Genomic DNA, 12,663 nt, shown 5'->3' with positions numbered 1-12,663 from the left:
GCAACGTAGCACACCCGGTATCAGGATCGCATCAGGATCGCGTGCAGATCAGGCCGGCTGGGGCTGCAGGAACACCCGCGCCTTCTTCGGCGAGACCACCAGCGTGTCGCCTTCCTTGAAGCCCAGTTCCTTGAACTGCTCGGACGACATGCGGGCTTCGATCAGCGGATCGTGTCCGCCCGGGGCCTGCGCGTCCACCGGCAGCAGTTCGAGGCGTGCAATCGGCCCCACGACCACCGCGCGGTCCAGCTTGGCCACGATGCCGGGCAGGCCGGCCTGGTAGCGCTGCACCTCGAGATCGTGCGGGCGCACGTAGGCGAAGGCCTTGGCGTCGCGCGCGCCGGCGTGCTCGGGCGAGTCGATGGACACACCGTCCAAATGCAGCAGGCCTTCGTTGGCGCGGCCGTGGAACAGGTTCACGTCGCCGAGGAAGCCGTACACGAACGGGCTGGCCGGGTGTTCCCACACTTCCTGCGGTGCGCCGATCTGCTCCACCTGGCCCTGGTTCATCAGCACCACGCGGTCGGCCACTTCCAGGGCTTCTTCCTGGTCGTGCGTGACGAACACGCTGGTCACATGCAGTTCGTCGTGCAGGCGGCGCAGCCAGCGGCGAAGTTCCTTGCGCACCTTGGCATCGAGTGCGCCAAAGGGTTCGTCCAGCAACAGCACTTTGGGCTCCACAGCCAATGCGCGCGCGAGGGCGATGCGCTGGCGCTGGCCACCGGAGAGTTGCGAAGGGTAGCGGTCGGCCAGCCAGTCCAGTTGCACGAGCTTGAGCAGGTCCAGCACCTTGGTCTTGATCTGCGCGTCGCTCGGGCGCTCCCCGCGCGGCTTCACGCGCAGGCCGAAGGCCACGTTCTCGAACACCGTCATGTGGCGGAACAGCGCGTAGTGCTGGAACACGAAGCCCACGTTGCGCTCGCGCACGTGCACGTCGGTGGTGTCTTCGCCGCTGAAGAGGATGTTGCCGGTGTCCGGCGTTTCCAGGCCCGCGATGATGCGCAGCAGCGTCGTCTTGCCGCAGCCCGAGGGCCCCAGCAGTGCCAGCAGCTCGCCGGAGTGGATGTCCAGGTTGACGTTCTTCAGCGCCTGGAAGGTGCCGAAGTTTTTGTTGATGTCGCGGATTTCAATGCTCATGATGTCTGTCCCAGCAGGGTCGGGTTGGCCGGTGTGGGCCGCTCGGGTGGCAATTCGGCCAGCGCCTTCATCTCGCGCTCCATCTTCCATTCGGCCACCGACTTGATCACCAGCGTGACCAGGGCCAGCAGCGCCAGCAACGATGCCACGGCGAAGGCGGCCACCGACTGGTATTCGTTGTAGAGGATTTCCACGTGCAGCGGCATGGTGTTGGTCTGGCCCCGGATGTGGCCCGAGACCACCGAGACCGCGCCGAACTCGCCCATGGCGCGTGCGTTGCAGAGGATCACGCCGTAGATCAGGCCCCACTTGATGTTGGGCAGCGTGACGTACCAGAAGGTCTGCCAGCCCGAGGCACCGAGCACGATGGCGGCCTGCTCCTCGTCGTTGCCCTGGGCCTGCATCAGCGGAATGAGTTCGCGCGCGATGAAGGGGAAGGTGACGAAGATGGTGGCCAGAATGATGCCGGGCACGGCGAAGATGATCTTGATGTCGTGCTCGGCCAGCCACGGACCCAGCCAGCCCTGCGCACCGAACACCAGCACGTAGATCAGACCCGCCACCACGGGCGACACGGAAAACGGCAGGTCGATCAGCGTGGTGAGGAACGACTTGCCTCGGAACTCGTACTTGGCCACGGCCCAGGCGGCAGCCACGCCGAACACCAGGTTCAGCGGCACGGCAACGAGTGCGGTGATGAACGTGAGGCGAATGGCAGACCAGGCGTCCGGGTCCTTGAGCGCTTCGAGGTAGGCATCGAGGCCCTTGCGCAGCGCCTCGGTGAACACGGCGGCCAGCGGCAGCACGAGGAACAGGAACATGAAGACCAGCGCCACGCCGATCAGCGTGCGCCTGACCCACGGGGCTTCGGTGCGGGCGGAACTGATGGAGGCGCTCATTGCAGATTCCCTCCCGAGCGCTGGCGCTGCCAGGCTTGCAGCCCGTTGATGAGCAGCAGCAGCACGAACGAGAACAGCAGCATGACCAGGGCCACGGCGGTGGCACCGGCGTAGTCGTACTGTTCGAGCTTGCTGATGATGATGAGCGGTGTGATTTCGGACACCATGGGCATGTTGCCGGCGATGAAGATCACCGAGCCGTATTCACCCACGGCGCGCGCGAAGGCCATGGCAAAGCCGGTGAGCAGGGCGGGTGCGATGCTGGGGAAGATCACACGCCAGAAGGTCTGCCAGCGCGTGGCGCCCAGGCAGGTGGCGGCTTCTTCGAGTTCCTTCTCCGAATCCTCCAGCACGGGCTGCACGGTGCGAACCACGAAGGGCAGGCCGATGAAGATGAGTGCGATCACCACGCCATTGGGGTTGAACGCGAGCGTGATGCCCAGCGGCTCGGTGAACTGGCCGATCCAGCCATTGCCGGCCAGCAGGGCGGTGAGCGAGATGCCGGCCACGGCGGTGGGCAGCGCAAAGGGCAGGTCCACCAGTGCGTCGATGATCTTCTTGCCCGGGAAGGTGTAGCGCACCAGCACCCACGCCACCAGCAGGCCGAAAAAGGCATTGACGGTGGCGGCGATGAGCGAGGCACCGAAGGTCAGCCGGTAGGAGGCCAGCACACGCGGTGCGGTCACGGCCTCCCAGAACTGCGGCCAGGTCATCGTGAAGGTCTTGAAGAACAGCGCCGAGAGCGGGATCAGCACGATCAGGCTCAGGTAGAAGATCGTGAAGCCCAGCGTGATGTTGAAGCCCGGCAGCACGCGGCGGGCCGGCCGCTTGCCAGCTGCCACGAACGGCAGCGGACCCGGCGCAGCACCCGCCAGCACGGCGGAAGGAACGGGAGCCATGGTTTACTTGCCGACGGTGTAGATCTTGTCGAACTGGCCACCGTCGTTGAAGTGCACCTTCTGCGCTTCGCTCAGTGAGCCGAAGTAGTCGCTGACGTTGAACAGCTTGATCGGCTTGAACGCGGCGGCGTACTTCTTCAGCACCGCTTCGTTGCGGGGGCGGATGTTGTGCTTGGCCGCGATCTCCTGGCCTTCCGGGCTGTAGAGGAAGTCGAGGTAGGCCTTGGCTTCTGCAGCTGAACCCTTCTTGTTCACCGTGCGCTCCACGACCGCCACCGGGTTTTCCGCCACGATGGAGATGCTGGGATGGATGGCATCGACCTTGCCGGCGCCGAACTCGTTGTTGACCGACACCACCTCGGATTCGAAGGTGATCAGCACGTCGCCGATGTTGCGTTGCAGAAAGGTGCCGGTGGCATCACGGCCACCACGAGCCAGCACGGGCACGTTCTTGTAGAGCTTGTTCACGAACTCGGCGGCCTGCTCATCCGTGCCGCCTTTGGCGCGGATGTGGCCCCATGCTGCCAGGTAGGCATAGCGGCCGTTGCCGCCGGTCTTGGGGTTGACCACCACCACCTGCACGCCGGGCTTGATCAGGTCGTCCCAGTCCTTGATGTTCTTGGGGTTGCCGTTGCGCACCAGGAACAGCATGGTGGACGTGGTGGGCGCGGCGTTGTTCGGAAAGCGCTTGGCCCAGTCGGCTGCGACCACGCCCTTGTCGGCGAGGAACTGCACGTCGGTCGTGGTGTTGAAGGTCACCACATCGGCTTCCAGGCCGTCGGCCACGGCGCGCGCCTGCGCGCTGGAACCTGCGTGCGATTGATCGACCTTGATGTCCTTGCCGGTGGTCTTCTTGTAGTTCGCGGCAAAAGCCACGTTGATGTCCTTGTAGAACTCACGCGCCACGTCGTACGACACGTTGAGCAAGGTGGTCTGGGCGGACGCCAGGGCAGAGGTGGAAAGGGCGACGGCGGCCAAGGCCACGCGCAGGGTGTTTTTCATGGGAAAGCTCCAAAGCGAAACAGGATGTGACGAATTCTGGGCGCCGGGCCTGAGAATCCAAACGACTTTGTTCTTGTTTCCTTATGTGAAACAGGAATAAGGGGTTCAGGCAGGCTCGGGTGCGCGGGCGGTGGCGGGGACGTCGGCGCCCAGGGATTGCAGCAGCGCCAGGCCCAGTGGCCACGCGCCGTGGCCTGAATCGACGTTGATGTGGCCCGCCTCGTTGAGCCGCACGAACTCGCTGCCCCAGGCGCGGGCGTAGGCCCCCGCCGTGCGCACCGGGCAATACGGGTCGTTGCCGCTGGCCACGAGGATGCTGGGGTAGGGCAGGCGTTGGTAGGGCACCGGAGCGAAGTCGGCCAGCACGCCCCGGCGTTCGGGGTCGGCGGGTGCCACCAGCAGCGCGCCCTGAATGCGGGTCGCCACCTCGGGTGGCAGGTGGGCGGTGGTGATGCAGCCCAGGCTGTGGGCCACCACCACCACCTGGCCTGGTGCCTGTTCGATGGTCTCGCTCAGGCGATCGACCCAGGCCCGCCTGACGGGTGCCACCCAGTCGTCCTGCTCCACGCGCAGCACCGAAGGCAGGCTGTCGGACCACAGCGTCTGCCAGTGGCCCGGGCCGGAGTTGCGCCAGCCGGGGATGATGATGACGGTCGGATAGGCCATGCGCGCTCGCTCAGCGGTTGGGCTGAGGCGTGAGACGCAGGTAGGGCCGCACGGCGCGGAATCCCTTCGGAAAACGCTGCGCGATCTCGGCCGGGTCCTGCAGCGCGGGCACGATCACCACCTCGTCGCCGTCTTTCCAGTTGGCTGGCGTAGCCACCTTGTGGCTGTCGGTGAGCTGCAGCGAGTCGATGACGCGCAGGATCTCGTCGAAGTTGCGCCCGGTGCTGGCGGGGTAGGTGAGCGTGGTGCGGATCACCTTCTTCGGGTCGATGATGAACACGCTGCGCACCGTGGCGGTGGCCGAGGCGTTGGGGTGGATCATGTCGTAGAGCGTGGCCACGGTGCGGTCCGCGTCGGCCAGGATGGGGAAGTTCACCGTGGTGTTCTGGGTCTCGTTGATGTCGAGCACCCATTTCCCGTGCGACTCCAGCGGGTCGACGCTGACGGCGATCGGCTTGACGTGGCGCCTGGCGAACTCGCTCGAGAGCGCGGCCGTCTTGCCCAGCTCGGTGGTGCACACGGGCGTGAAGTCGGCCGGGTGCGAGAACAGCACCACCCAGGCATTGCCCGCCCATTCGTGGAAACGGATCGGACCTGCCGTGGAGTCCTGTGTGAAGTCGGGGGCGGTGTCGCCCAGGCGGAGCGTGCTCATGGAATCTCCTTGAAATGCAAAAGTGCATTCTCTGGAGTCCATCCTCATAACCAAACGACTATGAAGTAGTTTGTTTATGGATTGCAGGCATATGGAGGCGATGGGCAGCGCGTGGTTCGAATTTGCGCATATGCAAACTTGAAAACCTTTGTTGTCCGATGGAGGTGAGCGCCGTTCAATGGGCGCCATGGCTTTTCTTCAGGTAGACCGACTCAGCAAGACATTCGATTCCGCTCGCGGCGAGGCGCCCGTTCGAGCCCTGGCCAGCGTGAGCCTGGAAGTGGTGCGGGGCGAGTTTCTCAGCATCATCGGCCCGTCGGGTTGCGGAAAAAGCACCTTGCTGCACGCCATCGCAGGCCTGGTCGAACCCACCTCGGGCACGGTTCGCCGCGATGGCGTGCCGATCAGCCGACCGGGTCCGGACCGCTCCGTGATGTTCCAGGAGTACGGCCTGTATCCCTGGCTCACGGTGTGGGACAACATCGAACTCGGCCTCAAGGCCAAAGGGTTGCCCAAGGGCGAGCGGCACGAGCGCGTGAGCGAGTTCATTGCGCTGGTGCAGTTGAGCGGCTTCGAACGGCACTACCCCGGCGAACTCTCCGGTGGCATGCGCCAGCGCGTGAGCATTGCGCGCTGCCTGGCGCCGGGGCCCGATGTGGTGCTGATGGACGAACCCTTCTCGGCACTGGATTCCCTCACCCGGGATGTGATGCAGGAGGAGATCCAGCGCATCCAGGCGAAGACCGGGCAGACCTTCGTGCTGGTCACGCACCACATCGATGAGGCCGTGTTCCTCAGCGACCGCGTGGTGGTGATGTCGCCGCGCCCGGGCCGCATCAAGGAGATCTTGAAGATCGACCTGGAGCGACCGCGCACGGTGGCCATGCGTGCGGGTTCGCCGGTGTTCATGGCGAGCCGGGAGCACCTGCTGCACACCCTGCGCGAAGAAGCGGAGGCGCTGGCATGAACGCGATCACCAGCACACAGGCGTTGCCTCAGACCGCTTCGAGCGAAGCGCTGCAGGCCACGGCCTGGCCCGTGCGCGCCGTGCGCAAGGGCTTCGAACTCTTTCGCCGACTGTTGCTCGTGTTCGGCATCGTGCTGGCCTGGGAAGTGGCTTCCAGGGCCGGCTGGATCAATCCGCAAAGCTTTCCTGCGCCCTCGGCCATCGGTAGCGCGATGGCGGCCCAGCTGGCCTCTGGCGACCTGTTGCTCGGCGCATGGGCGAGTCTTTCGCGCGTGTTCATCGGCGTGAGCATCGCGTCCGCGCTGGGCATCGCATTGGGCGCCTTGCTGGCGCGGTTCGACCGCGTGGCGTTCTACGTGTCGCCCATCGTCGAGCTGGTGCGCCCGATCTCGGTGATTGCCTGGATTCCCGTGGCCATCATCTGGTTCGGCCTGGGCGACGAGGCCTCCTGGTTCATCATCGCGCTGGGGGCCTTCTTCCCGGTCTTCACCAACACGTATTCGTCGGTGAGCCTGGTTCCCAGGGTCTACCTGCAAGCCGCGCAGACGCTGGGCCTCGGGCGCCGCCTGCTGCTCACGCAGGTGCTCCTGCCGGCGGCGCTGCCGGGCGTTCTCGCGGGTGTGCGCATCGGCCTGGGTGTGGGCTGGATGTGCGTGATCGCCGCCGAGATGATCTCCGCCACCTCGGGCCTGGGCTACATGATCCAGACCGCCCGCATCCTGATCGAGACCGAGCTCGTCTTCGCCGGAATGATCGTCATCGGCGTGGTCGGCTTCGCCATGAACTGGCTGATGTTGCTCATCGGTCGCCGCCTTACGCCGTGGCTGGAGCGAGGCCACTGAACGCGGCCGTCCTCAACCCAATCCCGTTTCCATACACACATCCAACCCAACAAGGACCCCTCATGCCGAACGCAGACTCTTTCCGCCGCGATCGCCGCCAGGCCCTGCGCCTGACCGGCGCAGCCGCCATCGCCATCACCGGCTTTCCCGCGCTGGCGCAGAGCAGCGCACCCAACAAGATCACGCTGGGCTACCAGACGCTGTGGGCGGGTGGTGGCGAAATCTGGGAAACGCTGCGCAACACCAACATCCTGGAACTGCACGGCATCGAGGCCGAGTTCAAGACCTTCACCTCCGGGCCGCCGCTGGGTGAAGCGGCCGTGGCCGGGGCGGTCGACAATTTCTTTGCTGCCGATGCCCCGGTGCTGCGGGCGGCCGCGCGCCTGCCGGGCTCCAAGGTGCTGGCGCGTTCGCACGATGCGCGTTACGCGGTGCTGGCCCAGCCTGATTTCAAGGGTGGCCTGGCCGACCTGCGCGGCAAGACGCTCTCGGGCCTCTTCGGCACCACGGTGTTTCCGCGCGCGGTGCGACAGATCACGGCGGCGGGCGTGGCCGAGCCTTTCAAGGAAATCCGCATCATCAACCAGGACGTGGCCGACGCTGCCGCGTCCCTGCAGGCGAAGCAGGTGGACGCCATCGTCACCTGGGACCCGACGCAGGAAAAACTGCAGCGCCTGGGCTACAAGTCCATCTACGACTCGAAGCAGGGCGAGAACTTCGGCTGGATCGGACTCACCGGCAACTGGTTGCAGAAGAACGGCGACGACGCTGCCGTGCGTTTCCTCAAGGCCTGGATTACGGCAGCCTGGTGGACCTCGAACAACCTGGAGCAATCGCGCACCTGGTTCGCGGGCACCTCGCGCATCGACAAGGACATCCTGCTCGTGGCGGAGAACGCAGACCGTTACCTTCGCAAGCCCGTTGCGGACATCGCCACCATCGACTTCCGCATCGACGCCGCCACCGCCCAGGGCTCGCAGGCGGTGATCGATTTCCTGGTGAGCCAGAAGCTGCTGGCCCAGCGCATCGACGTCAACGCCTTCGTGGATGTCAGCGCCATCGAGCGCGCGCAGGTCGACATCAAGGCCGGCCGGCGCATCGACCCAGCCCGCATCGCCGTGCGCCGCCCCGCCCAGTCATGAGCCTGGGTGCCGACGCCCGTTCCCCGGCGGATCACCTCGGCAGCCCGTTGTCGCGGGTGCTCGAACAGCCCTTGATCCTGGGCCTGTTCCTGCCGGTGTACGACGGCGGGTGGTCACCCTCCACGGCCGCGCGCACCACCACCTGGACCTACGAATACAACCAGGCACTGGCGCTGCGCGCCGAGCAGTTGGGCTTCGATCTGCTGTTCGGTCCCTCCGAGTGGGTGGGCCCCGGCGGTTATGGCGGCGAGATGCGGTTTCGCGAGAACTCGATCGATCCCTTCATCGCCACCGCCGCACTCAGTTCGGTGACGCACCGCATCCTGCTCATCTCCACGCTGCATGTGCTGTACGCCTGGCACCCGCTGAACCTGGCGCGTTTCGGTGCCACGCTGGATCACATCTCCGGTGGCCGCTGGGGCATCAACGTGGTCACGGGTCATTCGGTCCGCGAAGCCGCGATGTTCGGTCGCCATCGTCCCGAACACGATCTGCGCTACGAGATGGCCGATGAGTTCGTCGGCATCATGAAGGCGCTCTGGCAGCGCCATGGTGGCCTCGACCACGAAGGCCGCTTCTGGCAATTGCAGAACGCATTCGTCAGCCCCGCACCGCGCCACGGCCGCCCGATCCTGGTCAGCGCCACCGGTTCGCCTGCGGGCGCGGCCTTTGCGGGCAGGCACTCCGACATCGTGTTCATCACCAGCCCGGCAGGTGCCCGCCTGGAAAACGCCCTGGTGGCCTTGCCCGACCATGTGCGCGCCATCAAGGCCCATGGCGCTGCCAACGGCCGGAAGTTGCGCACCCTCATCAACCCGATGATCATCTGCCGCGACACCGAGGCCGAGGCGCGCGAGTACCACGATCACATCGTTCGTCATGCCGATCCGGAGGCGGTGCAGAACTACTTCAACCACTTCGCCATGGCCGACAGCAAGGCCTGGGGCAAGCACGACCTGCAAGGGCGGATCGTGGGTGGCAACGTGCAACTGATCGGCAGCCCCGAGCAGGTGGCCGATGGCCTGATCCGGCTGAGCCGGGCCGGGTGCGACGGCGTGCAGGTTTCGTTCTTCGACTTCCAGCCCGACCTGGAGTTCTTTGGCGCCCGCGTGCTGCCCCTGTTGAAGGAAGCAGGCCTGCGGGGCAGAGTCGCCCAGGTGAACGAGGCGCTTGTGTCCGCCTGAAGCAGATGACGGCCATCGCCACCTTCGACCACCAGGGCCAATGGCTCGACACATCGGTGTGCGAGGGGGCTGCGTGCCCGTGGGTCGGAGCGCTTGGCGTGAGTTGGGGGCGGTGCGCGGCGGTTACGGACGACATGGCCCGGGCGGAGGAGGAGGTGCTGCGCTCTCGCGAGTTGGCCGCCTTGCACAGGCGCTTGGGTGCCCACGTCTCGGAGCACGTGCACATCGACCCGCTGCCGCACGCAGGCGTTCATGCCGTTCCCCCGCCGGTCGAGATTGCCGGTGAGAACGCGACCGCCTGCGTCTTCATGCGCGGCACGGCGCTGCTGAGTGTGCGCACGTCCCAAGGCTTTACGTGCCTGCTGCTGGAGGCCGGCGAATGGGTGTTGCTGCCCGCCGGCGTGGCGCACGTGTTCGACGCCGGGCCGTCGCCCGACGTGAGCTTCCTGCGCCTGAGCGCCGGGCGGCGCGGCTGGTTTCCGCTGCCCACCGGCCGGCGCTTGCCACCAGCGTTGCCCGCCAGGGAGGCTTTCGTCGATCAACTGCTGATGGCGCTCGGCGAGTACATCGAGGAATAGCGCTTCTGCGCCATGGAGGCAGCCCCTATACTGCCGAAATGAACGAAACGGTACATTCCAGACGACGCAGCACAAGGGCCGCTCCGGTGGAGAAGGCGGTTTCCCGCACCAACGATCCCGAGCGGACCATGGCCAACATCATGGAAGTGGCCATGGCCGAGTTCGCGGAAAAGGGGCTGGCGGGTGCTCGCATCGACGAGATCGCCGCCGCCACGCGCACCAGCAAGCGCATGATCTACTACTATTTCGGTAGCAAGGAAGGTCTGTACCTGGCGGTTCTGGAAGAGTCTTATCGCCGTATGCGGGAAATCGAGGGCCAGCAGCACCTGCAGGACCTGGAACCCGAGGCGGCGCTGCGCCGGCTGGTGGAGTTCACCTACGACCATCACCACAGCCACGAGAACTACATCCGGCTGGTCATGTCGGAAAACATGAACCGCGGTCAGTTTCTCGAGCAGAGCAAGAGCATCCAGCAACTCAATGTGCCCGCGATCTCGTCGATCCGCCAGTTGTACGACCGCGGCGTGGCGGCCGGTGTTTTCCGCCCCGGCCTGGACCCGATCGACATCCATGCTTCCATCTCGGCACTGTCGTTCTTCAATGTCTCCAACCGCCACACTTTCGGCCTCATCTTCAAGCGGGACATGACCTCCCCCAAGGCGCTAGCCGAGCGCCGCGCCACCGTCACCGAAATGATCGTGCGCTTCGTGCGCGCCTGAGCTCCACGTCTGAAAAAACCCGAGCCGACGGGCGGCAGCCGGGCTCAGGGTTTTCCCTCATCATTCAAAACTAACCAGTTCGTACATTAACGTCTCCATTCCGCGAGGAGACAAAAATTGGTCCAGAAATTCATTGATCGGTACTGCCGCGCCCTGGGCTGGCTGATGGTGGGCAGCCTCGTGCTCATGGTCCTCATGGTGTTCGGCAATGTGGTCATGCGCTACGGCTTCAATTCCGGCATCACGCTGTCCGAAGAGCTCTCGCGCTGGCTCTTCGTGTGGATGACCTTCATGGGTGCGGTGGTGGCACTCAATGAACGCGCCCACCTCGGCACCGATTCGCTGATCTCGCGCCTGCCGGTGCTGGGCAAGAAGCTGTGCCTGGCGATAAGCCTGGTGCTGATGCTGTTCGTGTGCTGGCTGGTCTTCCAGGGTGCCTGGGAGCAGGTGAAGATCAACTGGGAATCCACCAGCGCCGTCATGCAGACCTCCATGGCGTACTTCTACGCCAGCGGCATGACCTTCGCCATCCTGGCCGCGCCCGTGCTGCTGTTGAACCTGTGGCGGCTGGTGTCGGGACAGATGACCGAGAGTGAACTCATCGGCATCCGCGAGTCCGAAGAAATGCCCATCGGCGATCCCCGCCCCTGAACGAGAGCGAGATCGACCATGACCATCGCCATCTTCCTCGGTTCCCTGCTGGCCGCCATGGCCGTCGGCATTCCCATCTCGTTTGCCTTGCTGCTCAGTGGCGTTGCCCTGATGTGGCACCTGAGCCTTTTCGACGCACAGATCCTGGCGCAGAACGTGATCGAGGGCGCCAACAGCTTCCCGCTGCTGGCCGTGCCGTTCTTCATGCTGGCGGGCGAGATCATGAACACCGGTGGCCTGTCCAGGCGCATCGTGAACTTCGCGATGGCGCTGGTGGGCCACGTGCGTGGCGGTCTGGGCTATGTGACCATCGTGGCGGCCTGCCTGCTGTCGGCGCTGTCGGGCTCGGCGGTGGCCGATGCGGCCGCGCTCACTGCGCTGCTGCTGCCCATGATGGTGAAGGCCGGGCACGACAAGGCGCGCAGCGGCGGCCTGATCGCAGCCTGCGGCGTGATCGGCCCCATCATCCCGCCTTCCATCGGTTTCGTCATCTTTGGTGTCGCGGCCAACGTGTCGATCTCCAAGCTTTTTCTCGCTGGCATCTTCCCCGGCATCCTGCTGGCCGCCGGCCTGTGGGCCACCTGGTGGTGGACCACGCGCAAGGAGAAGCTGGAGCCGCCGCCGCGCAAGTCCGCAGGCGAGGTGCTTGCCGCCATGCGCAGCGCGGGCTGGGCGCTGATGCTGCCGCTGATCATCCTGGTGGGGCTGCGCATGGGCGTGTTCACACCGACCGAGGCGGCCGTGGTGGCTGCGGTCTACGCCCTGTTCGTGGCCGGTGTGATCTACCGCGAACTGACCTGGAAGCAGTTGCACGAGGTGTTCCTGAACGCGGCCAAGACCACCGCCGTGATCATGTTCCTGGTGGCCGCCGCCATGGTCTCGGCCTGGTTGATCACGGTGGCCCAGCTGCCCGATCAGATCGTCACGCTCCTGCAGCCGCTGCTGGACAACCCGACGCTGCTGATGTTCGCCATCATGGTGCTCGTCATCGTGGTGGGTACCGCGATGGACATGACGCCCACCATCCTCATCCTCACACCGGTGCTCATGCCCATCGTCAAGGCCGCCGGCATCGACCCGGTGTACTTCGGCGTGCTCTTCATCATCAACAACTCCATCGGCCTGGTCACGCCGCCCGTGGGAACGGTGCTCAACACCGTGGCTGGCGTGGGCCGCATGCGCATGGACGACGTCACGCGTGGTGTGCTGCCTTTCATGCTGGTGCAGTTCGCCGTGATGTTCCTGATGGTGCTGTTCCCTCAGTTGGTGATGTGGCCCGCCAAGTTGCTGATTGGCTGACCTTCTTTTTCTTTTCGCTTTTTCTT

14 protein-coding genes are annotated in these 12,663 nt (G+C 65.2%); 8 read left to right on the top strand and 6 right to left on the bottom strand.

The window, feature by feature from the left end; genetic code table 11:
* Window positions 1–48: 48 nt before the first annotated feature.
* From ACTIF6_RS06035 to ACTIF6_RS06010, 6 genes are all read right to left on the bottom strand, one after another.
* Window positions 49–1,137, bottom strand: a complete 1,089-nt coding sequence (locus ACTIF6_RS06035; RefSeq protein WP_439587100.1) for a sulfate/molybdate ABC transporter ATP-binding protein — start codon at window positions 1,135–1,137, stop codon at window positions 49–51.
* Window positions 1,134–2,036 carry a sulfate ABC transporter permease subunit CysW gene (gene cysW / locus ACTIF6_RS06030; protein WP_439587099.1) on the bottom strand — a complete coding sequence of 301 codons (903 nt, stop codon included), beginning with the start codon at window positions 2,034–2,036 and terminating at the stop codon, window positions 1,134–1,136. Before cysW ends, ACTIF6_RS06035 begins: the two co-directional genes overlap by 4 nt.
* On the bottom strand, window positions 2,033–2,935 hold the full coding sequence (gene cysT, locus ACTIF6_RS06025) for a sulfate ABC transporter permease subunit CysT (RefSeq protein WP_439587098.1): 903 nt from the start codon (window positions 2,933–2,935) through the stop codon (window positions 2,033–2,035). Before cysT ends, cysW begins: the two co-directional genes overlap by 4 nt.
* Window positions 2,936–2,938: 3 nt before the next feature.
* On the bottom strand, window positions 2,939–3,937 hold the full coding sequence (locus ACTIF6_RS06020) for a sulfate ABC transporter substrate-binding protein (RefSeq protein ID WP_439587097.1): 999 nt from the start codon (window positions 3,935–3,937) through the stop codon (window positions 2,939–2,941).
* A gap of 105 nt (window positions 3,938–4,042) precedes the next feature.
* Window positions 4,043–4,603: an RBBP9/YdeN family alpha/beta hydrolase gene (locus ACTIF6_RS06015; RefSeq protein ID WP_439587096.1), complete on the bottom strand. Its 561-nt coding sequence runs from the start codon at window positions 4,601–4,603 to the stop codon at window positions 4,043–4,045.
* Window positions 4,604–4,613: 10 nt separating this feature from the next.
* The gene (locus tag ACTIF6_RS06010) at window positions 4,614–5,255 is read right to left on the bottom strand and encodes a peroxiredoxin (RefSeq protein ID WP_439587095.1); all 642 of its coding nucleotides are present in this window, start codon (window positions 5,253–5,255) and stop codon (window positions 4,614–4,616) included.
* A 187-nt stretch (window positions 5,256–5,442) separates the two neighbouring features.
* On the opposite strand from ACTIF6_RS06010, the gene ACTIF6_RS06005 reads away from it, so the two are divergent.
* The 8 genes from ACTIF6_RS06005 to ACTIF6_RS05970 all read left to right on the top strand — a co-directional run bounded on the left by ACTIF6_RS06005 (window position 5,443) and on the right by ACTIF6_RS05970 (window position 12,637).
* Window positions 5,443–6,222 (top strand): ABC transporter ATP-binding protein, encoded by a 780-nt coding sequence (locus ACTIF6_RS06005; RefSeq protein WP_439587094.1) that lies wholly within the window; start codon window positions 5,443–5,445, stop codon window positions 6,220–6,222.
* The gene (locus tag ACTIF6_RS06000; protein WP_439587093.1) at window positions 6,219–7,064 is read left to right on the top strand and encodes an ABC transporter permease; all 846 of its coding nucleotides are present in this window, start codon (window positions 6,219–6,221) and stop codon (window positions 7,062–7,064) included. The genes ACTIF6_RS06005 and ACTIF6_RS06000 overlap by 4 nt, the downstream gene beginning before the upstream one ends.
* A 62-nt stretch (window positions 7,065–7,126) precedes the next feature.
* Entirely contained in the window at window positions 7,127–8,206 is a 1,080-nt protein-coding gene (locus ACTIF6_RS05995) for an ABC transporter substrate-binding protein (RefSeq protein WP_439587092.1), read from the top strand.
* Window positions 8,203–9,390, top strand: coding sequence for an LLM class flavin-dependent oxidoreductase (locus tag ACTIF6_RS05990; protein ID WP_439587091.1), 1,188 nt, complete (start codon window positions 8,203–8,205; stop codon window positions 9,388–9,390). The genes ACTIF6_RS05995 and ACTIF6_RS05990 overlap by 4 nt, the downstream gene beginning before the upstream one ends.
* A gap of 134 nt (window positions 9,391–9,524) precedes the next feature.
* Complete coding sequence (locus ACTIF6_RS05985) at window positions 9,525–9,968, top strand: hypothetical protein (RefSeq protein WP_439587090.1); 444 nt, start codon at window positions 9,525–9,527, stop codon at window positions 9,966–9,968.
* Window positions 9,969–10,006: 38 nt separating this feature from the next.
* Window positions 10,007–10,687: a TetR/AcrR family transcriptional regulator gene (locus tag ACTIF6_RS05980; RefSeq protein WP_439587089.1), complete on the top strand. Its 681-nt coding sequence runs from the start codon at window positions 10,007–10,009 to the stop codon at window positions 10,685–10,687.
* Window positions 10,688–10,804: 117 nt separating this feature from the next.
* The gene (locus tag ACTIF6_RS05975; RefSeq protein WP_439587088.1) at window positions 10,805–11,338 is read left to right on the top strand and encodes a TRAP transporter small permease; all 534 of its coding nucleotides are present in this window, start codon (window positions 10,805–10,807) and stop codon (window positions 11,336–11,338) included.
* A gap of 18 nt (window positions 11,339–11,356) precedes the next feature.
* Complete coding sequence (locus ACTIF6_RS05970; RefSeq protein WP_439587087.1) at window positions 11,357–12,637, top strand: TRAP transporter large permease; 1,281 nt, start codon at window positions 11,357–11,359, stop codon at window positions 12,635–12,637.
* Window positions 12,638–12,663 lie beyond the last annotated feature (26 nt).

The sequence above is a fragment of the Hydrogenophaga sp. genome, from assembly GCF_051860785.1.
GTDB lineage: Bacteria > Pseudomonadota > Gammaproteobacteria > Burkholderiales > Burkholderiaceae_C > Hydrogenophaga.
Note: the sequence above shows the minus strand (reverse complement) of the source record. Positions and strands in the feature narration are given on the sequence as shown.